This is a genomic window from Croceicoccus ponticola (genome assembly GCF_004004515.1).
Lineage (GTDB): Bacteria > Pseudomonadota > Alphaproteobacteria > Sphingomonadales > Sphingomonadaceae > Croceicoccus > Croceicoccus ponticola.
In genome coordinates this window covers 772605-797136 of the sequence record NZ_RXOL01000001.1, presented here as the reverse complement: position 1 = coordinate 797136, position 24532 = coordinate 772605, and the positions used below count along the sequence as shown (strand labels likewise).

Here is a 24532-nt window from a genome sequence, read left to right as displayed (position 1 = left end):
ACCCTGACGTTTCAACCGTTACGCTCTGGATTGGCCGCGAATTTTCGTGGCGGGACATCTGGAGAATTGACGATGAAGAGCGGATTTTTGGCCATCGCGGCCGTTGCCGGAACCATGGCCCTTGGCGCTTGTGCGACGCTTGAAGAAGAAGCGATCGACGCAACCTCGGACACCTATAACGCAACCCTGACCGGCGCAGCCGAAGTCGGCGGCGGCGATCCCGACGGTTACGGCATGGCGGAAGTGTCGATTTCCGACGCCTTCAACCAAGTCTGCTACGAGATCAAGGACGTGCGCAACATCGGTCCCGTGACCGCCGCACACATCCATTTCGGCAAGGCTGGCGTGGACGGTCCGCCGGTCCTGACGCTGACCCCTTCGAACGAAGGCAAGTGGCAGGGCTGCCGCGACGGCAAGGAGTGGACCGAGAATCGCCTGCAGGGCAACCCGCAGGATTTCTATGTCAACGTCCACACCGCGGCGTACCCGAATGGCGCGATCCGCGGCCAGTTGGTCGATTGATCCTGACGCTTTGACGTGGAGGTCGGGAACCGTGGTTCCCACCCTCCGCCAAACGAAAGACCGTCGCCGAAAGGCGGCGGTCTTTTGCTTGGTGCTCGCTTCAAACATTTCTCTCTTGCCAGCGGCGCGCGGCTGGGGGATGCAAGGCACGTTCGTTTCTGAGGAAACCATGATGCGCAGAATTGCCGGATTTGCCCTTGCCGCCTCGATCGCCTTTGCCACGGCATCGTGCAACCAATCCGCCGAGCCGCCGGCCGCTACGCAAGCGCAGGAAATCGCATGGCGCCACGGCGACGTCGAAGACGCGCTGGCCGAAGCGAAGGAGACCGGCAAGCCCGTCCTGCTGTACTGGGGCGCGGAATGGTGCCCGCCATGTGCGCAGATGAAAGTGACGCTGTTCAAGGACCCGGACTTCATCGCCAAGACGCAGGATTTCATCACCGTCTATCTCGATGGCGATACCGAAGGCGCGCAGAAATGGGGCGAGCATTTCGGGACGAGCGGTTATCCTACCGTCATCGCGCTCAGCCCCGATGGCGAGGAAATTACCCGCCTGTCGAGCTCAACCATGGCGTCCGAACTGCCCGAATTGCTGACGCTTGCCGCGGGCCGTTCGCGCACGATCAATGCTGTGATGGCCGATGCCAAAGCCGATCCTTCGTCGCTATCGGCCGAAGACTGGAAGATCCTGAGCGGGTTCGACTGGGGCAACGATCCCAAGCGTTTCGCCGAAGCGAAGGACGAAGGCGCGCTGATCGCCAAGCTGGCCGAGGCGGCGCCTGATCCGGCGATGAAGCGGCGGTTCGCGCTGATGGCGGTGGCGCGCGAAGCGAAGACCGATGACGATGGCAACATGACCCTGACGGCGGGACAGGCAAAGACGGTGCAGGACATCCTGCCCACTATCCTGAAAAGCCCGGCCGAGGCCGCATCGAACCAGGCGCTGATTTCCTATATCGGGTCCGATCTCGTCGCAGCACTGCCCAAAGGTGCGGGCCGCGATGCGCTGGTTGCCGATTTGGGCAAGACGCTGGCGGCGATGCATGCCGATCCGAAACAATCGCTGCTCGACCGCACGACCGCATTGCGCGGGCAAGTGGCGCTGGCGGAAAAGACAGGCGGGATCGGCGACGATCTCAAGACCGAAGTCCGAAAGTGGGTTGCAAAGGTGGACAAGGATGCCGGCGACGAACTCGTCCGCAAATCGGTCATATCCTATGCCGCCGTCGCGCTTGACGAAATCGGCGACCGTGACGCGGCGCGCAAGTTGTTGCTGGCCGAAGTCGGCAAGTCGCAATCGTCCTATTACTACATGTCGGTCCTGTCGGGTTTTGCCCAAGAGGACGGCGACAAGATGGCGGCCGTGGATTGGGCGCGCAAGGCTTATGAAGCCGCAAAAGGCCCGGCGACGCGCGTGCAGTGGGCCGCCGATTATTCGCGCACGGTGATGGAACTGACGCCTGCGGACAAGGACGCGGTGCGCATCAGTGCCGATGCGGTGCTGGCTGAACTCGGCAAGAGCCCCGACAGCTATTACCAGCGCACGCGCCGTTCGGTCGAACGCTGGAGCGAGGCGCTGATGGCATGGAGCGCCAAGAACGACGGCGGCGAAGTGCTGGGCGAGCTCAAGTCGCAACTGGCCAAAGTCTGCGCAGGGCAAGGCAAGGCCAAGGCTGCGACCGGCGAATCCGCGTCATGCGCCAGCCTCATGCAGCCAGCCTGAAAGAAGCCGCCTGCAGCGGGCGGACCCGCATTCCGGGGCCATGCAAAAGATGGCTGCCGGGAGGGGCCCTCCGCACAGATGGCCCCGCCCGGCCGGTCGCGCGCGCCATGCGACACAGCGGGGCAGGGGCCCCGGCGCGTCAGGCGCACACTCCCGAAATCGGGATCGCAATGTCGGCACCGCCGCTGGCATGTGTTCGTTGTCGCAACGACAGATGGGCGCCCAAGCGTTTTTCAGTGCGGTTAGCCTTGCGGTTCGCAGCTTAGACTAGACACCAATCACTGCCGTCGCCTTCCCGGTAACGGTAAAGGCGGAGTTGACCGATATGGTGAATCCTGTCCCTCGATTCGGCCCGTGAACGGGTCGCCAGACAGGGTTTCTCCATGCTTATAGCGGTTTGCCGGGTGGAGGTGGATTTCCTGGTCCAAATGATGGATGATGACGCCGGATCGTCGATGCCATGCCCCGATCAGGTCGGGCGAACGGCTAAGCGAAATGGACCACGCGTATTTGGGGAGAACCGAGCATGCCCAAGGATACCGATACCGCGACCACGCCGCCGACCGACATCGCGCTACCGCTCATGGCGGGGCTGGTTGAATTCTGGATGATGCCGATTACGATGATGGCGCGTTTCACCGGCTTTGCTTCGCCTGTCGTGGAGGATGAACCCGAAATCGATCGCAAGTGCGACCACAACCAGCTTCCGGTGCCCAATGCGCTGCAAAAGGATATGGACCACGATCTTTTCGCCTGATGCCACCATCCCGACGCCAATGCCTTAGCATCATACGAAAAAGGGCGGCCAAGCAAGGCCGCCCTTTCTATTTTAGGTGCAAGTCCGAGGTCAGGTTTTAAACCGTGCTCAGCCGATGTTTTCCCAGACCGTGGCGATGCCCTGACCACCGCCGATGCACATGGTGGCAAGACCGTACTTGCCGCCCGTGCGCTGCAACTCATAAACCAGCTTGGTGACGAGGATTGCGCCGGTCCCGCCGATGGGATGGCCGAGCGAGATGCCCGAACCGTTCGGGTTAACCTTGGCCGGATCGAGACCGAGCTGCTTCGTCACGGCGCAAGCCTGCGCGGCGAACGCTTCGTTCGATTCGATCACGTCCAGCGCGTTCTTCGACAGGCCCGACTTCTGGATCGCGATTTCGCTGGCCGGAACCGGGCCGATGCCCATGTAGGCCGGATCGACGCCCGCATGGCCGTACGAGACGAGGCGGGCCATCGGGGTCCATCCGTTCTTCTTCACCGCCTCTTCGGTGGCGAGGATGACGGCGCCCGCGCCGTCGTTGATGCCCGAAGCGTTACCGGCGGTGACCGTGCCGCCTTCCTTCTTGAATGCAGGACGCAGGCCCGACAGCTTTTCGGCGGTGGTCCCGGCCTTCACGTGTTCGTCGGTGTCGAACATCACGATTTCGCGCTTCACCTTCGTTTCGACCGGTTCGATCTGGTCCTTGAAGTAGCCGGCCTGGATCGCGGCGGTCGCGCGGCGCTGAGATTCGGCGGCGAATTCGTCCTGTTGTTCGCGCGTGATCTGGTACTTTTCCGCCACGTTTTCAGCGGTGATGCCCATGTGATAGCGGTGGAAGGGATCGTGCAGCGCACCAAGCATGCCGTCCATCAACGGGCTGTCGCCCATCTTCAGGCCCCAGCGCACGCCCATCGCGAAATAGGGCGCGCGGGTCATCACCTCGGCGCCCGCACCGACCGCGACTTCGTGATCGCCGAGCATCAGGTGCTGCGCCGCCGACACGATCGCCTGCATGCCCGAACCGCACAGGCGGTTGACGGTCAGCGCGGGAGCGGCATGCGGGATGCCGGCTTCGACCGCGGCGATGCGGCTGACATAGGCGTCGCGCGGTTCGCAGGGAACGACGTTGCCGACGATCGTGTGCTGGACCAGTTCGGGATCGACGTTGCCGCGCGAAAGCGCACCCTTGATCGCAAGCGCGCCGAGCGAGCCGGGGGTGTAATCCTTGAGCGCGCCGCCAAAGGTGCCGATGGCGGTACGTGCGGCCGAAACGAGATAGACTGCGTTCATGCTTGGTCCTTTCAGTCCTCTTTTAAGAGCGGCCACATTTGTTTTGCACATGCGTCCGATCCAGGGTGCGCGTGCGAAATAGGCGGCTTTGCACGGTCCGTCCACCCCCGCCAAAGTCGCATGGCGCATGGAATGCACCCTTCCGCTACGTCAGGCTGGCTCTTGGGTCGGGCGCACCGGCCAACTCCTACTTGTGGCGCGCGCGCCGTGATGGCAATGGCATTATAGAGAGGGGCGGGCGGTACCCGGCCGGAATGACAACGGTCTCGGAGATACGTGCGGCCCATGCCTGACCTGCAACAACCTGATACCCAACAATATGACGTGATCATCATCGGTTCGGGCGCGGCCGGGCTGACGGCCGCGCTGGTGCTGGCCGAACGGGCGAAGGTGCTGGTGTTGTCGAAGGGGCAACTCGATTCCGGGTCGACTGCGTGGGCTCAGGGCGGGATCGCCGCGGTGCTGGATTCAGGCGACACATTCGAGGATCATATCCGCGACACGATGGTGGCCGGCGCGGGGCTGAATCGGCGCGAGACGGTCGAATTCGTCATCGAACAGGCGCCGCGCGCGATCAAGCGGTTGATCGACCTCGGCGTGCCGTTCAACACCGAACAGGGCGCGCTGCATCTCACGCGCGAAGGCGGGCATTCTCATCGCCGGATCGTCCATGTCGACGATGCGACCGGCTGGGCGGTGCAGACCGCGCTGCTGAAGGCGGCGGGCGATAATCCCAACATCACGATGCGGTCGAACATGGTGGCCATCGACCTGATCCGTGATCGCAACGCGGTCGATCCCGAAGGCGGGCAGTCGATCTGGGGCGTATATGCGCTCGACACCGGGATCGGCCATGTCGAGGCGCTGACCGCCAAGGCGACGATCCTCGCCACCGGCGGGGCTGGCCGCACGTACCTGTTCAGCACCGCGCCCAGCGGCGCGACCGGCGACGGCATTGCGATGGCGTGGCGCGCGGGGTGCCGCATATCGAACATGGAATTCATGCAGTTCCACCCGACCTGCCTCTACAATCTCGACGTAAAGAACTTCCTGATCACCGAAGCCGTGCGCGGCGAAGGCGGCATCCTGAAACTGCCGCCCGATGCGGGAGCGGAAGCGGGCAAGCGCTTCATGCCCGATTTCGACGAACGCATGGAACTTGCGCCGCGCGACATCGTGGCCCGCGCGATCGACCATGAAATCAAGCGCCTCGGCCTCGATTACGTGCATCTCGATATCAGTCACAAGCCGCCCGAATTCGTGCGCGAGCATTTCCCCACGATCTACGAACGCCTGCTCGGCCTTGGCATCGACATGACGAAGGAGCCGATCCCCGTCGTGCCGGCGCAGCACTATACATGCGGCGGGGTGCGTGTGGACCTGAAGGGGCAGACCGACCTGCCGGGGCTTTATGCGATAGGCGAATGTTCGGAAAGCGGGCTGCACGGCGCGAACCGGCTGGCGTCGAACTCGCTGCTCGAATGCTTCGTGTTCGGCGACAGTTCGGCCCACGACATTCTGACCCGGTTCGATACCCTGCGCGCGCCGCCGCCGATCCGGCCATGGGACGAAAGCCGCGTGACCGCGCCCGACGAAGAAGTCGTCATCAAGCAGAACTGGACCGAAATCCGCCGGTTCATGTGGAATTACGTCGGCATCGTACGAACTGATAAGCGCATGGAACGCGCTGCCAACCGCATCCGCCTCCTGCTTGAGGAAGTGGACGAATATTACGGCAATTTTCGCGTCACGAAGGACCTGATCGAACTGCGCAATCTTTTGAAGACCGCAGACCTGATCGTGCGGTCGGCGCGGCGGCGCAAGGAAAGCCGGGGTCTGCATTACAATGCCGACTATCCGCAAATCGATCCGGTCGCCCGCGATACCGTGCTCGCGCCCTGACGTGTAGCCGGTGGCGGTGCCAGCAACCGTCGCGCGCGGCGGTGGGGCGCAGCCGGATGTCTGCATCACCTTACGCCAGGATTGGTGCATAGTACTTGTTTCAGAGCGCATTTACCGTTTTGTAACGGCAAAGCCTTCAGACACCCTGCCTAGAATGCCAGTTCACGCCAATGCATTCGGGGCAAGGTCTTAGATACATGCGGTTTTATCAGGCGACGCGTTTCATATTCCCTCACAGCTTTGCCTTGCGGGTCTTCACCATCTGCTTCGCTTCGGTGCATGTCCCCATCATCGGGTTCGGTCTCGTCGAAGCCGCGCGCGGAGAGTGGGAATGGACGATGTTCTTCCCCCTGCTCGCTGCGACCTTACTCGGCACCTCGGTGGGCATCTTCGGGCTTTGGGGCCTGATGTCGCCGCTCAGGGTCGCGACGCGCGATCTTCAGCGGCTGGAAAACGGTCAGATGGTCGACGACGTCCCGGTGGGTGGCCCTGACATGGCAGGACAACTGCTCATGGCCGTTGCCCGGGCGGCGCGCGAAACCGTGTCGCGCATGGATGAACTGCGCTCCGAAGCGGGCACCGACATGTTGACCGGCCTGCTCAACCGTCGGGGGTTCGAGGAAACGGTTGCCGCCGTGCTGCGCGGTGGCGGCGGCGGAACGCTGGCCATTTTGGATGGCGACAGGTTCAAACAGGTCAACGACGAACTCGGGCATGCCACTGGCGACAAGGTCCTGTGCGGTCTGGCGCAGCGCATGGTCGGCAATATGCGGATCGGCGATGTCGCCGGCCGCTGGGGCGGCGACGAATTCGTGATATTCTTTCCCGGTCTTGGTGAAGCGGCCGCCGACGCAATCGTACGCCGCATTTACGAAGCTGTCCGCGACTATCCCGATGCCACCGTGGGAGGACAGCCGGTGGGATTTTCCTGGGGCGTTGCGGCGATTGAGCGGCAAGCCGGCGACACGCTCGACAGTGCGATGGCCATTGCCGACGAACGGCTTTACGCGCGCAAGGAAACCCGCCGCGCCGCCTGAATTTCCGGATCGCCCGCTTCGCGTGGCGTGGTTTTGCGCGAATTAGAGCTTTAGCCGAGCAGTAGGTTTCCGGCCAGGATCAGAACCATTCCGCCCAGTACGGAGGCAAGGCAGCCGGGCTTCGAAAATTCGCTGCGCCCGCGGCTGATCACCAGCCCTGCGAAAAGCGATCCGCCGATGCCCAGCGCGATCGTGGCGAAAAAGCCGATATCGACGTCGCCAGGATAGAAGAATCGGGCAAGGATCCCGACGAAAAGACCCGAGATGATGGCGCCGATAATGTTGAGCATGGATTGCTTTCCGATTCCCTGCTGGCTGAACGATGTCTCGCTTCATAGCACCGCGATCGCCTTGCGCCAGCGCCGGGCGCTCCGATTTCGGACCAAGTTGTTGCGGGATCAACCTTTCATCGCCCATTGAACGCACCATATAGGGCGGGTTCGGTCGTTTTTGCCGGGTCACAAACACTCGGGTCTGATAAAGGGGCCTGATCATGGGTCCGAAAAACTCGGGGGCGCCAAAGAACTTGGGGAAAAGTTTTTTTCCTCGCCTCTGCCCTCTTGCGCTGCGCGCGGGTCAAGCTTGGTCCACGCGTCGCTGCTGTCCGGCATGGCACGGTCGCGGTCGCGGTGGATAAGTTACGCTTGCACCGCATGCCCATTGGGGCACAATCCCTAGCGGTCGGTTCGACGGGAGAACCGCAAGACCTTGCGATTGGCGCGATGTCGGGGCGATTGACGCGAAAGCGGAGGTTACCGGGCGGACGCGTCGGCCAAGGCCTTGTAATGAGGGCCATGGACGATCGGCGGGCATTGTACCGCCGGTCGTCGGGTCCGGTTAATTTCGATCCCGGCAGGACCGGGGCGGGGGCGATCGGCGATTAGAATTTTCGGGGCCAGACGGTCCCGGGCGGAATACGGGACGGGCGAAAGATGGATTTCAGAAACACGGACGACGGTCGGATCGGGACGACGGATGTTGGCGATGACGGGGCGACGGTCGACATGTTTTCAGCTACCGACGGGAATGCCGTCCCGGTCACGGGTACTCCGGCCAGATCGAACGGGCCGGTTGAGGAGAAGATGAAGGTGCAGGACAAGGCAAGCGGCAAGATCGGGGCGGCGGACGACGCGCCGATGACCGAGGGTGTCGTCGAAGCGATGGGGGCCGAAACGATGGCCGCCGAAGCGATGACTCGCGCCGTAAGCGAAGGGCTGAAGGCCGCGGCGGCACCCAAGATGTCGTCCAAGGACATTCAGGCGCGACGCTTCACCATCGTCACCGATGCCAGCCGCGATGCCAAGCTGACCGAGTTCGGCAAGGACACGCTGCAGGACCGCTACCTGCTCCCGAACGAGACTTATCAGGACCTGTTCGCCCGCGTAGCCGACGCCTATGCCGACGATCAGGATCATGCCCAGCGGCTGTACGATTACATCTCGAAGCTGTGGTTCATGCCCGCGACGCCTGTGCTGTCGAATGGCGGCACCGGGCGCGGCTTGCCGATTTCGTGCTATCTCAATTCAGTCGAAGACAGCCTTGAAGGCATCGTCAACACCTGGAACGAGAACGTGTGGCTCGCCTCGCGCGGCGGCGGCATCGGCACTTACTGGGGTCAGGTGCGCGGCATCGGCGAGCCGGTCGGACTGAACGGCAAGACCAGCGGCATCATCCCGTTCGTGCGCGTCATGGATTCGCTGACGCTGGCAATTTCCCAAGGCTCGCTGCGGCGCGGTTCGGCGGCGTGCTACATCGACGTCACCCACCCCGAGATCGAGGAATTCCTCGAAATCCGCAAACCCAGCGGCGATTTCAACCGCAAGGCGCTGAACCTGCACCACGGCGTGCTGCTGACCGACAAGTTCATGGAAGCAGTGCGCGACGGGGCCGAGTTCGACCTGCTGTCGCCGCGCGACGGTTCGGTTCGCAAGACCGTGGACGCGCGCGCGCTGTTCCAGAAGTTGGTCGAAACGCGGCTTGCCACGGGCGAACCCTATATCGTGTTCAACGACACGGTGAACCGCATGATGCCCAAGCATCACCGCGATCTGGGGCTGAAGGTTTCGACGTCGAACCTGTGCAGCGAAATCACGCTGCCCACGGGTCGCGACCATCTCGGCAACGATCGCACCGCCGTGTGCTGCCTGTCGTCGCTCAATCTTGAAACGTGGGACGAGTGGAAGGGCGACAAGGTCTTCATCGAAGACGTAATGCGCATGCTCGACAACGTGCTGCAGGATTACATCGACCGCGCGCCCGACGAAATGGCGCGTGCCAAGTATTCCGCATCGCGCGAACGTTCGGTCGGCATGGGTGTGATGGGCTTCCATTCGTTCCTGCAGATGAAGAACATCCCCTTCGAAAGCGCGATGGCCAAGGCAATGAACATGCAGATGTTCAAGCACATCCACGCCAAGGCCAACGAAGCGTCGATGATGTTGGCCCACGAACGCGGACCGTGCCCTGATGCCGAAGATGTCGGCGTGATGGAGCGTTTCAGCTGCAAGATGGCGATCGCGCCGACCGCGTCGATCAGCATTATCTGCGGCGGCACCAGCGCTTGCATCGAACCGATCCCGGCCAATATCTACACGCACAAGACGCTGTCGGGTAACTTCGTCGTGAAGAACCCGTACCTGCAAAAGATATTTGCCGAAAAGTCCAAGGATTCCAACAATGTCTGGAATTCGATCCTTGAACATGGCGGCTCGGTCCAGCACCTCGATTTCCTGACGGCAGAGGAAAAGGCGACTTACAAGACCAGCTTCGAAATCGATCAGCGCTGGCTGCTTGAATTCGCGGCCGATCGCACGCCCTTCATCGATCAGGCGCAGAGTCTGAATCTTTATATCCCCGCCGACGTCGACAAGTGGGACCTGATGATGCTGCACTTCCGCGCATGGGAAATGGGCATCAAGTCGCTTTATTACCTGCGGTCGAAATCGGTGCAGCGCGCAGGGTTTGCCGGCGGCGTCGAAGCGGACAACACGAAGGATCCGGCGCAGTTCAACTTGGTCGCCGGAAGCGAGACGGATTACGAAGAGTGTCTCGCCTGCCAGTAAGCGCGACACTTCGTCCTAGTCTCGAAAATGCCGGGCACGCGATTGAGCGCGCCCGGCATTTTCGTATCCGGCACCGATAGCATCGGCTCGTCGCATCCTGCGGAACCATAAACGCGGGAAAGGTTTAAGAACCTGAGTTTAACAAATGTGTATGCCGACGCATTCGGATGGCTACGCCGGTTTACGCATCGTGGCTGGTTCATGGCGGTCTGTGAGATCCATCAATCGGGCAATGGTCGGGAATCTCGCAAATGCCGTTCGAAGCCTTCAAGGATTTCCTCGATAACAGCGGTGTAGCACTGTCGATCGCCGACGCGCGTGCGGAAGACTTTCCGCTGATCACCGCCAATCCTGCGTTTTGCCGATTGACCGGATATGACGAAGCCGAAGTGATTGGGCGAAATTGCCGTTTCCTTCAGCCAGATGGCGGCGGAGGCCCGGTGAGGCAAAGAATTCGCGATTTCCTGCACGACCACGCCCAGCGGGAGGAGCGTTTCCTCATCGCCAACCGGCGCAAGGACGGCTCAGAGTTTCTGAACCTGCTTTATATGACCAAGATCCGTGAAGCCGGCACTGACCTCTACATCGTTGGCTCGCAATTCGATTTCACCCGCCACGACGGTCGCGGTCCCGACGGTTACGATGAAACGTTGCGACAGGATATTCGCGAACTTGGCCGGCTTACCGGCGAAATGGGCATCGTGACATTGGGCACTTATCGGTCGCTGGCGACCAGCGCGGCGATCATCGCCGAAGCAAAATTGATCCTCTAACCATGACCTGTAAGGACGGAAAACCTGTCACGATGAGCGTTCCTGACAAAAGCTCCATCCGATGAGCATCGCTGAATACCCCCGGACGGGCCGCTTCATGCAAGGCCGCCTGCGCCATGCGATGCAGGCCCGCGAAATGCAGTTGCTGGAGGACATGGTCGAAGAGGTGGAGCTTTTCACCTCGTCACAGGCCATCATCAAGCGCGGACAAATTGTCGAACGCAGCACGATGCTGATCGACGGATACATCGCGCGCATTATCATGCGCGGCGGCAAGCGGCATATCGTCGGCATTCATGTCCCCGGCGATTTCGTCGATCTGCACGGTTTCGCACTGAAAAAGCTCGATCATGATATCGTGACCATAGGCCACACGTTGGTGGGATACGTTCCGCATCCCCGGCTTGTCGACGTGATGAAGAACGAACCGCATCTGGCGCGGCTGCTGTGGTTTGCGACGTTGCTCGATGCCGCAAACCATCGCGAATGGATCCTGAAACTGGAAATGCTCCACGCCGATGGCCGGCTTGCGCATCTGGTCGCCGAATTGTGGCACAGGCTCGACTTCGTGGGGCTGGCCGAACCGCAAAGTTGCGCAATGCCGCTGACCCAGGTCGAGCTTGCCGACGCCTGTGGCACAACCGCGATCCACATGAACCGCACCGTGCGCGCAATGCGCGAAGCGGGCCTGCTCGATTTCGCGCGCGGCCGGGTGACCATTCCCGACATGGCAAAGCTCAAGGCGCTTGGCCAGTTCGACACCTCTTATCTTTACGGCAACGGCGAACTGTTCATCGGCAAGGCGCTGGACAAGATGTGACCGTTTTGGAACCGCAACGTTAACCACCGCGTTGTGGGTCAAATCGCTTCGGTTTTCATATGGAATCAATGTCTCGCATGCTTGAGCAGTCATCAACCGGAAAACAGTCCGCACCGTCCACGGCGGTAAGCCGGAATTTTCCGGTGATCGGCGTCGGCGCGTCGGCCGGCGGGCTCGAAGCCTTGCGCGAAATGCTCGAAGGATATCGCGGATCGCCGGGCATGGCATTCGTCATCGTCCAGCATCTCGATCCCACGCACGAATCGCTGATGGCGCAGTTGATCGAACGATACACCACCATGCCCGTCCGCCAGATCGCGGGTGGCGAAGAGATCGAGACCGACAGCGTCTATGTCATCCCGCCGGGCCACGGCCTGACGGTTGAAGACGGGGTGCTGCGCCTGACCGAATTCACCGATCCGCGTGGCATGCGCAGGCCCATCGACGACTTCTTCGAAGCACTGGCCGACGATCTTGGCGCCCGTGCGGGATGCGTCATCCTGTCGGGAACGGGCGCCGACGGCAGCAGGGGTCTGCGGGCTGTTAAGGAAAGTGGTGGCATCACCGTCGCTCAGGAACCGCAGGGCGCACGTTACGACGGCATGCCGCTGTCGGCAGTGGGCACGGGATTGGTCGATTTCGTGCGCGGTGCCGGCAGCATCATCCTGTGCCTGCGCGAATATTTCGATCGCGGTTACGATTCCGTCGTCGAAAACGCCGCCGCTTCGCGCGTCGCCGACAGCATCGATGATCTGTGCATCGCATTGCGCGATCAGGTCGGCCACGATTTTTCGGGCTACAAGCGCAACACGCTGGGTCGCCGGATCGAACGGCGGATGCAGGTGCTCGGCATGGAAGACCTCAACGTCTACCTGTCGCGCGTTCGCAACGATGCTGTCGAAAGCCAGGCGCTGTTCCGCGACCTGTTGATCAACGTGACGCGCTTTTTCCGCGATATCGAAGCGTTCGACGCGCTGCGGGAAAAGGTCATCGTGCCGATGGTGCGCGCCGCCGACGATCAGACCGGACTGCGGGTATGGATACCCGGATGTTCGAGCGGGGAAGAGGCTTATACCATCGCCATCATCCTTGCCGACGAAATGCGCGAACAAGGCCGCATGCTGCCGATCCAGATCATCGCCAGCGACATCGACGAACAGATGCTGCGCATTGCGCGCGAAGGCAATTATCCCATTGCCAGCCTTGCCGACATTCCCGAACCGATGCGCGGCCGTTATACGGTTGGTCATGGCGAAACCTTTGCCATCGCAGCCTATATTCGCGAAATGGTGCGGTTCACCCTGCACAGCGTGGTCAAGGATCCGCCGTTTTCGCGGGTCGATCTGATTTCATGCCGCAACCTGCTGATCTATTTCGACGACCGGCTGCAACAGGCGGTCCTGCCGCTGTTCCACTATTCGCTGAAGCCAGAGGCTTGGCTGCTCCTCGGTCCGTCGGAAACCATCGGCAAGCACGGCAACCTGTTCGATCCGATCGACGCCAAGAGCCGCATTTTCCGTCGCGATTCCAGCTTTACGAGTTATCCGCTGGAACTTCCGGGGGCGAGCACCCGGCGTTCGCAGATCGGAACGCCGCCGATCCGGCCGCCCCGCGAACCGAGCTGGACCGAAAGCGAGGCTCTGCGCAAGCTGACCAGCACGTATTCCCCGCCGAGCCTGTTGGTCGACCGCGAGGCGATGATCCTGAATACCTGGGGTTCGGTCGGCCGTTACTTCGATTTTTCGGCAGAGCGTGAGCGTCGCATTCACGCGACCTCGCTTGCGAAGGGAGGCTTGCGCGAAATCATTGGCGTGCTGGTGCGTCAGGCGGCAGAAGGCAACCAGCGCCATGTCGCGCGCAACGTCACCGTGCAGACCGATTTCGGCGATCAACCGGTGCAGGTCGTCTGCGACCCGGTGCGCGACGGCACCTTCCTGCTCGTTATCCGCGAAACCGGCCCGTTCGTACCGCGCGACGGTGACGAAATGATCGAGCTTGGCGAGGTCGATGACCAGGTTCACCTGCTCGAAGACGAACTGCGCCTGACGCGCCACCGTCTGCGGTCGACGGTGGAGGAGCTGGAGACGGCGAACGAGGAGCTGAAAAGTTCGAACGAAGAAATGATGTCGATGAACGAGGAGCTCCAGTCCACGAACGAAGAGCTGACCACGGTCAACGACGAATTGAAAAGCAAGATCGATCAGGTGCTGGTCGCCAAGTCCGACCTCGAAAACTTTTTCGATTCGACCCAGCTGGCTGTCGTTGTCGTCGATGCGGATCTCAAGATCCGAAGCTATACCGATGCGGCGTGCAAGCTATTCCCGTTCCAGTCGACCGACTGCGGGCGGCGTCTGGCAGATGTCGCCACGCTGCTCGACAGCAACGAATATCTCGATCTGGCAGCTTCCGTCGCACGCAACGGAGAGGGCGCGGAAAGCCGGGCCAAAGTGGCATCGACACAGCGCGACTACGCCCTGCGCGTACTGCCCTATCGCAAACCGGACGGGGGCGTGGACGGCGCGACGCTGGTGTTCACGGACATCACGGGATCGCTGGCCCTGCAGCACGAACTGGCTGAACAGCGTGAGCGATTGGAACTCGCCATCCGCGTCGCGCGGATCGGCGTTTGGGAATACGATCCGGCAACGGGCAACACCGAACTCGACGAAGTCGAACGGCGCTTGCTGGAAATCGACGACGACGAAGCGCACGACATGGAAGCGGTCCTGCTGCACGTGCATCCCGAAGACCGCGCCGCGGTCAATGGATCCCTGCGCCGGGCGATGGACGGCACGCACGATTACGACCAGACCTTCCGCGTCGTGACTAAGGACGGCCGCGATCGCTGGCTTCACGGACTTGCCCGCCGGGTGCCTGTAGGCGACCATTACCGCTTCATCGGCGTTACCTACGACATTTCCAGCGAGCGCGAGGCGCTGGCTGAGCGCGACCTTCTGCTGCGCGAAATGAACCACCGCATCAAGAACTTGTTCGCGGTGATCGGGGCGATGGTCGGCATCTGCGAGCGTGACGCCAACGGCGTGGCTGAATTCGCTACTGAACTGAAACGCCGGATCGCGGCGATGGGCCGCGCCCATGCGCTGACCCAAAGGCGCAAGGTCGACGAACCGGTGATGATTGGAGAATTGCTCGACGTCGTACTGGAACCTACGCACGGCTCGCAATCAATTACGATCGAAGGCGGCGACCTGCTCGTCCCGGTCAGTAAATTGACCCCTCTGGCGCTCATTTTCCACGAGTGGGCAACCAACGCTACGAAGTACGGCGCGCTGGCCGATGATGCGGGCGAATTGTCGATCAAGGTCGCGGTCGAAGACGACGCGGCGATTATCGACTGGCACGAAACCACGGGTGAAAAGCACGAAGTGGTGCCCGGCAAGGGCTTTGGCACGCGTCTGGTAGAGGCATCCGTACGCCAACTCGACGCGGAATTGGACGGCAGCGAAAGCCCGACTGAATTTCGCCGCAGCCTCGTCCTGCGCGGGTTAGACACCGCGAAGGTCGGCGAATCTTGAAGCTTGTCTTGGTCGAGTCTGCGCCAAGCCATCAGGATGTGGAAAGGTAAACGCCGCTCGGTTCGACCATGCTGATATCGGCGACGGTAAAACCCCGGCCGCCCGCGGTGAAATCGTTCCCCGATACGCTCTCGACGGTACCGACCGACTGCCCGGCAACGTCATAGACGGCCATGCCGCTTTTCACTCCGAGTTCTTCAAGCATAGCTCAACTCCTTTGGTCTCGCGATTGTTGTCGCGCCAGGTGGAGATGCCAGCCGAAATGCAAACGATCGGGAAACAGGCGTGGTTCACGTCTTTCCCGCCAATTATGCCTGCCCGTCGGTTAACCACGCAAGGCGTTACAATCGGCGACAATTGGACGGGTTGTTGCGTCGCACAACGAGCGCTAGTTGCGAGACGTTCTCAATATCTTCGCAAAAGGCAATACAAAATGCGCAAATGGCATCGCTGGCTCTCGGTCGTGTTCGGGGTATTCCTGCTATGGATCGCGACGACCGGCGTGTTGAGCCAGCTAGCCGTGCTCTGGCCGCCCAGCGCCAGCGCTCCGCCGGTCGCGCAGGCACCGGCCGGGTTCGTTTGTCCCGAAGGATGGCGCTGCAAGCCGCCACCCGAGGACGCCACCGGCATCCGTTCAATGGTCGGCTTGTTCCATCACCTCCATTCAGGCGAGACCTTCGGACCCATCGGCACCGCCATCTCGGTCCTTTCGGGGCTGGCGATGATCTTCTTCAGCTTTTCGGGCGTATGGCTCTACGTCCGGATGTGGAACAACCGCAAATCCCGAAAGCTAGCCCCGCGTTGGTTCTGGCAATAAAACAAAACCCCTGCCGCGCGGATTTGCGGGGCAGGGGTCGTGCCGTTATGCTCTGGATTGGACGCAGATCATTCTTCTTCGATGAAAAGCTCCGCCGCGTTCGCGCCGTTGGCGGAGAGGCGCACCTGATCGCCTTCGATGTCGGCGACGAGGCCGACCGAAAGGTAGTGGTGGTGCCCGGCGTGGGTTTCCTGATCGTATCCTGCACTGCTGTCCTTCTTGGTCAGCTTGATCCGGTCGCCATCGACCGCGTCGACGGTGCCGACATGCACGCCATCGGCGCCGATGACTTCCATGTGCTCGCGGATGTCGTTCCTGATGTCACTGCTCATTTCGAGGTTCCTTCGATTGGGTGACCGTCCGGGGGTGAAGGGGAAGAACAGCCCCGGACGGCTTGTATGGTAAACGGTCTGATTTGCCCAGTCGTTCCGTCCAAAACGCCCGATTTCAGCCGCATTCGGCCTTAATCCGCCTTTGCCGCGACGATCCGCAGGGCGCATGCGGCAGGGCGTTGAAAAAAGGCCTTTCGCGCCGTGCTTTTTCCGCCGCCGCCAACGCACGCCGATGGCCGGTCTGGCACCGGCCCGCCACCATCACCATATTGTCCACACGCCCTGCCTTCGTATCCCGCACAAATGCGTGCCGCGGGGGATAACGCAATGCGCGCTGGGGAAAAGACGCAAGTCCTACCCCATCAGGCGCGTTCGCCATGCTATATGTTGTGGCTCGTACAAGATCCGGAGATTCTCGCCCATGTCGCTTCTCGAAGCCCGCAAGACCTACAAGCCCTTCGAATACCCCTGGGCTTACGAGTTCTGGAAGCGGCAGCAGCAGGTGCACTGGATGCCCGAAGAAGTGCCGCTGGGCGAAGATTGCCGCGATTGGGCGCAGAAGCTTTCGGACCACGAACGCAACCTGCTGACGCAAATCTTCCGCTTTTTCACGCAAGCGGACGTGGAGGTGCAGGATTGCTACCACGAAAAGTACGGCCGGGTGTTTAAGCCGACCGAGGTGAAGATGATGCTGGCCGCGTTTTCCAACATGGAAACGATCCACATCGCCGCCTATTCGCACCTGCTCGACACGATCGGCATGCCCGAAAGTGAATACGGCATGTTCCTCGAATATTCGGAAATGAAGGACAAGCACGACTACCTTCAGCAGTTCGGCGTCGACAATGACGAAGATATCGCCCGCACGCTGGCGATGTTCGGCGGCTTTACCGAAGGGCTGCAGCTGTTCGCCAGCTTTGCCATGCTGATGAACTTCCCGCGCTTCAACAAGATGAAGGGCATGGGCCAGATCGTGTCGTGGTCGGTCCGCGACGAATCGCTGCATTGCGAAGGGATCACGCGCCTGTTCCACGCGTTCTGCGCCGAACGCGGCTGCCTGACGAAGGCGGTGAAGGAAGACATCATCGACACGTGCCAGAAAACCGTGCGGCTTGAGGACGCGTTCATCGACCTCGCGTTCGAACAGGGCCCGGTTCCGGGGATGAGCGCGAACGAGATCAAGCGCTACATCCGCTACATCGCCGACTGGCGCCTGTCGCAACTGGGCCTTCCGGCGGTCTACATGATCGAGGAACACCCGCTGCCGTGGCTGACCCCGCTGTTGAACGGGGTGGAACACGCCAACTTCTTCGAAACCCGCGCGACCGAATATTCAAAGGGCGCGACGACGGGCGACTGGAACACCGTGTGGTCCAACTTCGACAACCGCCGCCAGGCGAGCAAGGTCGTGCAAGCCAACGATGCCGAGGATGACGGTCCGGGGCTGTTTGGGGATACTCAGGCAGCGGAGTAACAAGCTGCCAATTAAAGATTAGTATCCGCAATATTTTGCAATAGGGTAGCCGTTAGTCCTAAGACTGACGGCTATTTTACTGGGGGCGAAGCTATGGCTTTACGAGATCTGATCGCAACTATCGTAAAACCTCGGCTGCATGGAAAATTTGAACACCTTTTAGATTCTGATCTTTCGGTTGAAGATGATCATGACGATCTCGCAGTAGACGAAGATTTATCTCCAGAGGAAGCGGAGCAGATTGCAGGCCTGAACCTTGTAATCGAATATCAAAATGCAAAAGGCGAACTGTCGCAGCGCATCATAACCTGCAAGCACCTGCAAGTTCGCGCAGACAAGCATTATATCAAAGCATATTGCCACCATCGCAGATCGATCAGGAGTTTCCGTAAAGACCGGGTCATTGAGATATTTGATCCGATAACTGGCGAATCCCTTAATCCAGTTGATGCGTATTTTGCGCAATTTGCAGCCGACGTTGTCCCAACATCCGGGCTATCTTGGGGCCTTTCAATCAATAGGCGCGCAAGCCTCATAGCTTTGCTGAATGCTCTCGTCTTTCTGGCAAGGTGTGATAAAAATTATCATCCTTTCGAACGGCTCTGCATAGAGCAAGCAATCACGAAGTTTTGGCTAGAGTTCGAGCTTTTGTGTGATTGCGACATGGAAGATATTCTAAGTTACGCGGACCGGCTGTCTCCGGATGGCGAGGTATTTTGGCTCGCCATGCATAAATTCAAAAGCGATCCGATATTGGCGAAAATATTCCAGCGAACGTCTCGTTTGTTAATTGAGGCCGATGGTATCGTCCAAAACGCCGAGGCTTTTTGGGCAATAGAAATAGATGATTTTCTCAATGGCTCGCATTGACCATTCGGCCTCCCACCTTGCTCGCCCCCCTCCCGCAAGCGGGTGGGGCTACCAGCGCCCTCCCTGTTCGTCATTTCCCGGCCGACATGCTTGATCGCGTCAGCGGCGCACCCATCTCTGACTCTGGAAAAAACCCAAGGAGTTCAGCCGACGATGCGCACCGAAGATCAAGTCGCCGCCATGTCCTGCCCCGTCTGCCGCGTGCCCTTGGCGATGAGCGACCGGCAAGGCATCGAGATCGACTATTGCCCGCAATGTCGCGGCGTCTGGCTCGATCGCGGGGAACTGGACAAGATCATTGAACGCAGCGCGCCTCAGTCGGCAGCGCCAACTCCGCCAACGCCACCATCCCCGCCGCCCGCCCCCTCCGCGCCGGCATATTCGCCCGCTCAGCCCGGTCCGTGGGGCAATCCCGGTTACGATCAAGGCGCCGGGTATGGCCAAGGCCACGGCAAGGGTTATGGCCAGCCCCATTACGGCCAAAAGGGCTACAAGAAGCGCAAGAGCTGGCTGGAAGAGATTTTCGACTGACGTCGACTAGCTGACGATCCGCGACCGGCCGGGGATTGCGCCCCGTTCGGTCGTGATCGCTTCATCCCGTCTCAAGAGTTCGGGCGCGACAGCCGCAGTTATTTTCCTACACCCACAAAACCCGCAAAGATCCGCGCGGCTCTTTCGTAATCGTGGATCATAGTTGCGAAGCGCGGCACAGGTGTCACCCTGTCGCCGCGCGGCAAAAAGCGCGGATTTGTCCGGGTCAGCGCGAGACTGGACAGGGTGACACGGTGTCGCCTTTGTCACCCGCCTGGCGTTCGGGGGTCGGTCAATCCTTGCCCGAAAAGTCCGCGATCGGGTGCAGCACGCCGAATTCCTCGGTCAGCGGTTCGTGGCCCAATTCCGGCCAGTCGATCGTTTCGGGCGGGACGTTCGTGTCGGGCAGGCGGTCCAGCAAGTGGCGGATCAGCGTTAGCCGCCCCAGTTTCTGGTCGTTGAAATCGACGAGCGTCCACGGCGCCCAGGCGCTGTGCGTCGCGGCAAAGATCGCCTCTCTCGCCGCGGTATAGTCCGCGTATTTCGCCCGCGCCGCGACATCGGTCGGCGACAGTTTCCAGCGTTTCAACGGATCGTCCAGCCGCTCGCGAAAGCGTTCTTCCTGATGTTCCTGATCGCAGGATAGCCAATATTTGAACAGGCGGATGCCGTCGTCGGCCAGCATCTTTTCGAAGATCGGCGCGGCCTGCAGAAAATCGGCGACCTGATCTTCGTTCGCCCAGCCCATCACCCTTTCTACCCCGGCGCGGTTGTACCAGCTGCGGTCGAACAGCACGATTTCCCCGGCGCTTGGCAGATGGGCGACATAGCGCTGAAAATACCATTGCGTGCGCTGGTCCTCGCTGGGTTTTGGCAGCGCGGCGATGCGGCACTGGCGCGGATCGAGGTGGCCGTGGATCGCCTTGATCGCGCCGCCCTTGCCGGCGGTGTCGCGCCCTTCGAACACGACGACGATGCGCTCCCCCTTGGCCCGGGCCCAGCGCGCCATGCCGACCAGTTCGTGGGCGATATGCTCCAGCGCATCGTTGTAATCGCCGTTCTTCACCGCCGCAGCCTACTGGATGGCTTCGATGGGCGTGATGCGCACGATCTCGTTCCCGCCGCAGCCGACGATGACGCTGGCATAATCGGGCAGGGCGGGGGCGATATCCAGCCGTATTTCCTGCCACCCGGCAGCGCGGTCCGATGGTTCCACCGAAAGCGTCACGCGCTGACCAGGCGGCATCATCCGGTCCGTCGGCCCCGCGGTAAGCGTGGCCGAAGCCTTTTCGGGCAGCAACGCTTCGCCCTTCACGATCAGCGTCGGCCGCATGTCGGGGCCGGGCATGGCGTTGATCCAAGCCTGCCAGCTGCGCGTTTCGATGGGGCAAACCGGCATCGCCACCGCTTCTGCGTCCGGTGCGGTAACGCATCCCGATACGATCAGCGATCCCAGTCCCGAAGCCAACACTGCCCTCCAACCCCTACGCATAACCTGCTGCTCCCGCCATGAAGTCATCTTCGCCCAAGAGGATACAGCGAACCGGGTGAAAACCAACAACATCGTCGAGTTATCCAAGCCGCAATCGGGATCATGTCCGCGCAAAACCGGACAAGTGCGACGATCCCGGCTGCCAATCCACTTGAATATTGCGCCCGCGAAGGCCAAAGCCCGCAGCTATGGACACCATCACGCAAGAACAGCTGCAGGCCGCCGCCGCATCGTCAAAGGCATGGCCGTTTCAGGAAGCCCAGCGGCTCGCCAAACGCTTTCCAGGCGGCAAGCGCGATGACGACGGCAATCTGGTGCCGGTGGTGTTCGAAACCGGCTACGGCCCGTCGGGCCTGCCGCACATCGGCACGTTTCAGGAAGTGCTGCGCACCACGCTGGTCCGCCGTGCATACGAAGTGCTGACCGGCGGGCATCCGACACGGCTGATCGCGTTCAGCGACGACATGGACGGCTTGCGTAAAGTGCCCGACAACGTGCCGAACGCTGAATTGCTGACCGCCAATCTTGGTAAGCCGTTGAGCCGTATTCCCGATCCTTTCGGCACTCACGAAAGCTTTGCCGCGCACAACAATGCCCGGCTGCGCGATTTCCTCGATCAGTTCGGTTTCGACTACGAATTCGTGTCGGCGAGCGACCGTTATAATTTGGGCGAATTCGACGATGCGCTGCGCGGCGTGCTGCGCAACTATGGTGCGATAATGGAAGTCATGCTTCCGACCCTGCGGGCCGAGCGGCAGGCGACGTATTCCCCCGTCCTGCCCGTCAGCCCGACCACTGGCACCGTGTTGCAGGTGCCCATCGAGGTGATCGACGCGGATACCGGCATGATCCGGTTTGCCGACGAGGATGGCACAACGGTCGAACAGACGATCTTTGGCGGACATGCCAAGCTGCAATGGAAGGTCGACTGGGCGATGCGCTGGGTCGCGCTGGGTGTCGATTACGAAATGTGCGGCAAGGACCTGACTGACAGCGTCACCCAATCGGGCAAGATTGCCAGGATACTCGGCGGGCGAAAGCCCGAGGGCATGATCTACGAGCTGTTCCTGGATGCGAACGGCGAAAAGATTTCGAAGTCGAAGGGCAACGGCCTGACGATCGAGGAATGGCTGACTTATGGTAGCGAGGAATCGCTCGGTTTCTATCTCTTCCGCGAGCCGAAGAGCGCGAAGCAGCTACACGTCGGGATCATCCCCAAGGCTGTCGACGAATACTGGCAGTTCCGTGAAAAGCTGCCCAGCCAGCCGCTCGAACAACAACTTGGCAATGCCGTCTGGCACTTACTGGGCGCAAACGGCGGGCACGATCTTGGCCACGTGGCAGGCGCAGGGGACAGTTTGCCGGTAACGTTCGGCTTGTTGCTGAACCTTGTCGCCGTGCTGGGTGCAGGGGCAGACCGGGCGCAGGTCTGGTCTTATCTTGGCAATTACATCCACGATGCCGACCCTGCAGCACATCCGGCACTCGACGTGCTGGTCGATCGCGCGCTGGCCTACAACTGCGATTTCGTCGCGCCGACCTTGGTGAGGCGCCCACCCGAAGCGAATGAGGCGAAGGCGTTGGAAGCACTCGACCATGCGCTTGCCGGGTTCTCGGAAGATACTTCGGCTGAAGATTTGCAGACGGCGGTCTACGAGATTGGCAAGCGTGAAGAATTCGGGTTCGAGAACCTGCGCGACTGGTTCAAGGCGTTGTACGAAACGCTGCTGGGATCGTCGCAGGGGCCACGCATGGGCAGCTTCATCGCGCTTTACGGGGTCGCGAACAGCCGCCGTCTCATCGCTGATGCCCTGATGCAAAGCGGCGTGGAGCAGGCCTGACCATGGCCGGACGCGCGCCCGATGCCGCCGCGTTCGAAACAATGGCAGCCGCTGCGTTGGAGCGGCTGCCTCAACCATTTGCAGCGCATCTTGGTGATATCGTCATTCGGGTCGAAGAATTCGCCGACGCCGAAACGTTGGCCGCTATGGGCATCGAGAGCGAGTGGGATCTGACCGGGCTATACCACGGCTATCCGCTGACCGAACAATCGGTCTGGAACTCGGGCGACATGCCACCTCAGGTGACGTTGTACCGCCAGCCGCTGCTTGCCGAATGGTGCGAAAGCGATGTGACGCTAGAGGCGCTCATCACCCATGTAGTCGTGCACGAAATCGGACATCATTTCGGCTTGAGCGACGACGACATGCACGCGCTGGAAGATCAGGCCCGGTAACCGATTGCCGCGTTCAGGCGGACATTTACTGCCGGCCAACGTCGCTCAGTAGTATTCCCGATTATCACGCCGCCGATCCCGACCGATGATGGCCATGCGAGCGGCAAGGCCTTGGCATCGAGGCGCTTGCTATTTCCGCCTCGCTTTTGCGGAAGGATCAGGAAATGGCGAAATTCTTCAAATATGGAGTTGTCATTGTTGCGGCGTTCCCATTGCTGTGTTCCCCAAGCGCGTTTGCCCAACCCGCCGACACGCAGGAAATCATGGTGATCGCACCGCAGGTTACCGTCGAGAAAGAGCGGGCGCGTGGTGCCATGATGGGCAAGGTCCTGGTCTATTCCGTCCAGCGCACGGTGAGCTTCGCCGATCTCGACCTACGGTCGGATAGCGGTGTACAGACCTTGAAGGACCGCATCCGCGACGCCGCGAAAAGCGGATGCGACCAGATTTCCAAGGACTATCCGCTTGTAACGGACGATAGCTGCATGCGGATCGCGGTCAGCAATGGCATGTCGCAGGCCGATCAGGTCATCTCGCGGGCGAGAGGATAGCCAAGCCGGTTGACCCGTCCGCGATCAGGCCTCGTGCTTGAACCAGGGCCGGGCGCGATACCAACGCGTCACAATGTACTTCAGTCCTTCCACGACGGGCGTTCCGGCGTGGAGCGTGTCCATGTTCACCTTACCGTCGTCATCGGCATTGCTCCATGCGATGAGCGTGCCCTGTTGCGGAGGGACGGCGACATGGGCCTTGGGAAATTCAGTTGCGCCACCGGCATCCACGTCGTTTAGATAGACCATCAACGTCCATGCGCGCTGTCCGCCCAAGGCGACGTCGCCTTTCCAATAAGGCTGCGTGGTGTCGAACCAGTCATGATGGGCCTTGAATTCCTGTCCTACGGAATAGCGCTGGCCCTGCATGGTCTCGCCCCAGTTTTCCTCTACCCCGATCAGGTCGTCCATCCGCCGATGCAGCATCCTGACGAAGGGATCGGCCGCATCGAGATCGCCTGAATAACTGGTTCGCGCGCTTTTCCCGTAATCGACATCGAATACGGGCGAGGGACGGGCGCTCCTGTCGATCATCGCCATCAGCCGCTCGCACTCTTCGACCGAGAAGAATTCCGCGACCCCGAACAGCTTCAGCTTATCGTCGCTGAGCACCTGCACATCGTCGTCCCCGCGCAGCCGTTCAAGAACGGCCGCGTTCATCGTCGCGATTTCCTTGCGGTTGGTTTCGTCTGTGCGTCCGGTTTTGGCCATCGTTCGTATCGGTTGCGTGACTATCAAAAGTTAAGGTTGAGGAACCGGTCAACCCGGTTAGGATTGGTGGTCGTAACTTAGTTCAAGGGTAAG

General features: G+C 60.9%; 23 protein-coding genes. 16 read left to right on the top strand and 7 right to left on the bottom strand.

Translation table 11 applies throughout. From position 1 onward, the window contains the following. Nucleotides 1-72 precede the first annotated feature (72 nt). The 3 genes from EKN06_RS03845 (at nt 73) to EKN06_RS03835 (ending at nt 3002) form a co-directional block, all read left to right on the top strand. Nucleotides 73-522, top strand: coding sequence for a CHRD domain-containing protein (locus tag EKN06_RS03845; RefSeq protein ID WP_240654583.1), 450 nt, complete (start codon nt 73-75; stop codon nt 520-522). Between the two features lie 172 nt (nt 523-694). After that, nucleotides 695-2245 carry a thioredoxin family protein gene (locus EKN06_RS03840; RefSeq protein ID WP_164843923.1) on the top strand — a complete coding sequence of 517 codons (1551 nt, stop codon included), beginning with the start codon at nt 695-697 and terminating at the stop codon, nt 2243-2245. Between the two features lie 526 nt (nt 2246-2771). Next, nucleotides 2772-3002 (top strand): hypothetical protein, encoded by a 231-nt coding sequence (locus EKN06_RS03835; RefSeq protein WP_127611515.1) that lies wholly within the window; start codon nt 2772-2774, stop codon nt 3000-3002. A gap of 108 nt (nt 3003-3110) precedes the next feature. Here EKN06_RS03835 and EKN06_RS03830 read toward each other — a convergent pair whose 3' ends face one another. Then, the gene (locus EKN06_RS03830) at nt 3111-4295 is read right to left on the bottom strand and encodes an acetyl-CoA C-acyltransferase family protein (RefSeq protein WP_127611514.1); all 1185 of its coding nucleotides are present in this window, start codon (nt 4293-4295) and stop codon (nt 3111-3113) included. A gap of 285 nt (nt 4296-4580) precedes the next feature. On the opposite strand from EKN06_RS03830, the gene nadB reads away from it, so the two are divergent. Next, on the top strand, nt 4581-6197 hold the full coding sequence (nadB, locus tag EKN06_RS03825) for an L-aspartate oxidase (RefSeq protein ID WP_127611513.1): 1617 nt from the start codon (nt 4581-4583) through the stop codon (nt 6195-6197). A 275-nt stretch (nt 6198-6472) separates the two neighbouring features. Next, nucleotides 6473-7234, top strand: a complete 762-nt coding sequence (locus tag EKN06_RS03820) for a GGDEF domain-containing protein (RefSeq protein ID WP_205693800.1) — start codon at nt 6473-6475, stop codon at nt 7232-7234. 50 nt (nt 7235-7284) lie between these two features. Here EKN06_RS03820 and EKN06_RS03815 read toward each other — a convergent pair whose 3' ends face one another. Further along, complete coding sequence (locus tag EKN06_RS03815) at nt 7285-7524, bottom strand: GlsB/YeaQ/YmgE family stress response membrane protein (RefSeq protein WP_127611511.1); 240 nt, start codon at nt 7522-7524, stop codon at nt 7285-7287. Nucleotides 7525-8394: 870 nt separating this feature from the next. Here EKN06_RS03815 and EKN06_RS03810 point away from each other — a divergent pair. The 4 genes from EKN06_RS03810 to EKN06_RS03795 all read left to right on the top strand — a co-directional run bounded on the left by EKN06_RS03810 (nt 8395) and on the right by EKN06_RS03795 (nt 15425). Further along, on the top strand, nt 8395-10296 hold the full coding sequence (locus EKN06_RS03810; RefSeq protein WP_240654628.1) for a ribonucleoside-diphosphate reductase subunit alpha: 1902 nt from the start codon (nt 8395-8397) through the stop codon (nt 10294-10296). A gap of 251 nt (nt 10297-10547) precedes the next feature. Then, complete coding sequence (locus EKN06_RS03805) at nt 10548-11069, top strand: PAS domain-containing protein (RefSeq protein ID WP_127611510.1); 522 nt, start codon at nt 10548-10550, stop codon at nt 11067-11069. Nucleotides 11070-11130: 61 nt separating this feature from the next. Further along, the gene (locus EKN06_RS03800; RefSeq protein ID WP_127611509.1) at nt 11131-11889 is read left to right on the top strand and encodes a Crp/Fnr family transcriptional regulator; all 759 of its coding nucleotides are present in this window, start codon (nt 11131-11133) and stop codon (nt 11887-11889) included. A gap of 143 nt (nt 11890-12032) precedes the next feature. Beyond that, nucleotides 12033-15425 carry a CheR family methyltransferase gene (locus tag EKN06_RS03795; protein WP_164843921.1) on the top strand — a complete coding sequence of 1131 codons (3393 nt, stop codon included), beginning with the start codon at nt 12033-12035 and terminating at the stop codon, nt 15423-15425. Nucleotides 15426-15456: 31 nt separating this feature from the next. Here the strand turns inward: EKN06_RS03795 and EKN06_RS15575 are convergent, their stop codons facing one another. Next, nucleotides 15457-15630 carry a hypothetical protein gene (locus EKN06_RS15575; protein WP_164843920.1) on the bottom strand — a complete coding sequence of 58 codons (174 nt, stop codon included), beginning with the start codon at nt 15628-15630 and terminating at the stop codon, nt 15457-15459. A 45-nt stretch (nt 15631-15675) separates the two neighbouring features. Here EKN06_RS15575 and EKN06_RS03790 point away from each other — a divergent pair, with 45 nt between their 5' ends. Continuing rightward, nucleotides 15676-16242: a PepSY domain-containing protein gene (locus EKN06_RS03790; protein WP_338068061.1), complete on the top strand. Its 567-nt coding sequence runs from the start codon at nt 15676-15678 to the stop codon at nt 16240-16242. Nucleotides 16243-16310: 68 nt separating this feature from the next. On the opposite strand, the gene EKN06_RS03785 is transcribed toward EKN06_RS03790, so the two are convergent. Then, nucleotides 16311-16574: a DUF2171 domain-containing protein gene (locus EKN06_RS03785; RefSeq protein ID WP_127611507.1), complete on the bottom strand. Its 264-nt coding sequence runs from the start codon at nt 16572-16574 to the stop codon at nt 16311-16313. 421 nt (nt 16575-16995) lie between these two features. Here EKN06_RS03785 and EKN06_RS03780 point away from each other — a divergent pair, with 421 nt between their 5' ends. The 3 genes from EKN06_RS03780 (at nt 16996) to EKN06_RS16160 (ending at nt 19449) form a co-directional block, all read left to right on the top strand. After that, on the top strand, nt 16996-18048 hold the full coding sequence (locus EKN06_RS03780) for a ribonucleotide-diphosphate reductase subunit beta (RefSeq protein WP_127611506.1): 1053 nt from the start codon (nt 16996-16998) through the stop codon (nt 18046-18048). A gap of 93 nt (nt 18049-18141) precedes the next feature. Next, a complete protein-coding gene (locus EKN06_RS03775; protein WP_127611505.1) occupies nt 18142-18918 on the top strand; it encodes a WYL domain-containing protein in 777 nt (258 codons plus the stop codon). A gap of 153 nt (nt 18919-19071) precedes the next feature. Continuing rightward, on the top strand, nt 19072-19449 hold the full coding sequence (locus tag EKN06_RS16160; RefSeq protein ID WP_127611504.1) for a TFIIB-type zinc ribbon-containing protein: 378 nt from the start codon (nt 19072-19074) through the stop codon (nt 19447-19449). Between the two features lie 292 nt (nt 19450-19741). Here the strand turns inward: EKN06_RS16160 and ppk2 are convergent, their stop codons facing one another. Further along, nucleotides 19742-20515 carry a polyphosphate kinase 2 gene (gene ppk2, locus EKN06_RS03765; RefSeq protein WP_127611503.1) on the bottom strand — a complete coding sequence of 258 codons (774 nt, stop codon included), beginning with the start codon at nt 20513-20515 and terminating at the stop codon, nt 19742-19744. 9 nt (nt 20516-20524) lie between these two features. After that, nucleotides 20525-20917, bottom strand: coding sequence for a hypothetical protein (locus EKN06_RS03760; RefSeq protein WP_164843918.1), 393 nt, complete (start codon nt 20915-20917; stop codon nt 20525-20527). Nucleotides 20918-21129: 212 nt separating this feature from the next. Here EKN06_RS03760 and EKN06_RS03755 point away from each other — a divergent pair, with 212 nt between their 5' ends. The 3 genes from EKN06_RS03755 to EKN06_RS03745 all read left to right on the top strand — a co-directional run bounded on the left by EKN06_RS03755 (nt 21130) and on the right by EKN06_RS03745 (nt 23728). Next, a complete protein-coding gene (locus tag EKN06_RS03755; protein ID WP_127611501.1) occupies nt 21130-22782 on the top strand; it encodes a lysine--tRNA ligase in 1653 nt (550 codons plus the stop codon). A 2-nt stretch (nt 22783-22784) separates the two neighbouring features. Then, entirely contained in the window at nt 22785-23177 is a 393-nt protein-coding gene (locus EKN06_RS03750) for a metallopeptidase family protein (RefSeq protein ID WP_127611500.1), read from the top strand. Between the two features lie 164 nt (nt 23178-23341). Then, the gene (locus EKN06_RS03745; RefSeq protein ID WP_127611499.1) at nt 23342-23728 is read left to right on the top strand and encodes a UrcA family protein; all 387 of its coding nucleotides are present in this window, start codon (nt 23342-23344) and stop codon (nt 23726-23728) included. Between the two features lie 24 nt (nt 23729-23752). On the opposite strand, the gene EKN06_RS03740 is transcribed toward EKN06_RS03745, so the two are convergent. Then, complete coding sequence (locus EKN06_RS03740) at nt 23753-24439, bottom strand: 2OG-Fe(II) oxygenase (protein WP_127611498.1); 687 nt, start codon at nt 24437-24439, stop codon at nt 23753-23755. Nucleotides 24440-24532 lie beyond the last annotated feature (93 nt).

Excerpts from the sequence above, each read along its gene's own strand:
- nadB (WP_127611513.1), top strand. The coding sequence starts at position 4,581 with ATGCCTGACCTGCAACAACCTGATACCCAACAATATGACGTGATCATC.
- EKN06_RS03775 (WP_127611505.1), top strand. The coding sequence starts at position 18,142 with ATGGCTTTACGAGATCTGATCGCAACTATCGTAAAACCTCGGCTGCAT.
- EKN06_RS15575 (WP_164843920.1), bottom strand. The coding sequence starts at position 15,630 with ATGCTTGAAGAACTCGGAGTGAAAAGCGGCATGGCCGTCTATGACGTT.
- EKN06_RS03755 (WP_127611501.1), top strand. The coding sequence starts at position 21,130 with ATGGACACCATCACGCAAGAACAGCTGCAGGCCGCCGCCGCATCGTCA.
- EKN06_RS03810 (WP_240654628.1), top strand. The coding sequence starts at position 8,395 with ATGGGGGCCGAAACGATGGCCGCCGAAGCGATGACTCGCGCCGTAAGC.
- EKN06_RS03805 (WP_127611510.1), top strand. The coding sequence starts at position 10,548 with ATGCCGTTCGAAGCCTTCAAGGATTTCCTCGATAACAGCGGTGTAGCA.
- EKN06_RS03835 (WP_127611515.1), top strand. The coding sequence starts at position 2,772 with ATGCCCAAGGATACCGATACCGCGACCACGCCGCCGACCGACATCGCG.
- EKN06_RS03785 (WP_127611507.1), bottom strand. The coding sequence starts at position 16,574 with ATGAGCAGTGACATCAGGAACGACATCCGCGAGCACATGGAAGTCATC.
- EKN06_RS03780 (WP_127611506.1), top strand. The coding sequence starts at position 16,996 with ATGTCGCTTCTCGAAGCCCGCAAGACCTACAAGCCCTTCGAATACCCC.
- EKN06_RS16160 (WP_127611504.1), top strand. The coding sequence starts at position 19,072 with ATGCGCACCGAAGATCAAGTCGCCGCCATGTCCTGCCCCGTCTGCCGC.
- EKN06_RS03790 (WP_338068061.1), top strand. The coding sequence starts at position 15,676 with ATGCCAGCCGAAATGCAAACGATCGGGAAACAGGCGTGGTTCACGTCT.
- EKN06_RS03745 (WP_127611499.1), top strand. The coding sequence starts at position 23,342 with ATGGCGAAATTCTTCAAATATGGAGTTGTCATTGTTGCGGCGTTCCCA.
- EKN06_RS03830 (WP_127611514.1), bottom strand. The coding sequence starts at position 4,295 with ATGAACGCAGTCTATCTCGTTTCGGCCGCACGTACCGCCATCGGCACC.
- EKN06_RS03750 (WP_127611500.1), top strand. The coding sequence starts at position 22,785 with ATGGCCGGACGCGCGCCCGATGCCGCCGCGTTCGAAACAATGGCAGCC.
- EKN06_RS03815 (WP_127611511.1), bottom strand. The coding sequence starts at position 7,524 with ATGCTCAACATTATCGGCGCCATCATCTCGGGTCTTTTCGTCGGGATC.
- EKN06_RS03740 (WP_127611498.1), bottom strand. The coding sequence starts at position 24,439 with ATGGCCAAAACCGGACGCACAGACGAAACCAACCGCAAGGAAATCGCG.
- EKN06_RS03845 (WP_240654583.1), top strand. The coding sequence starts at position 73 with ATGAAGAGCGGATTTTTGGCCATCGCGGCCGTTGCCGGAACCATGGCC.
- EKN06_RS03840 (WP_164843923.1), top strand. The coding sequence starts at position 695 with ATGCGCAGAATTGCCGGATTTGCCCTTGCCGCCTCGATCGCCTTTGCC.
- EKN06_RS03800 (WP_127611509.1), top strand. The coding sequence starts at position 11,131 with ATGAGCATCGCTGAATACCCCCGGACGGGCCGCTTCATGCAAGGCCGC.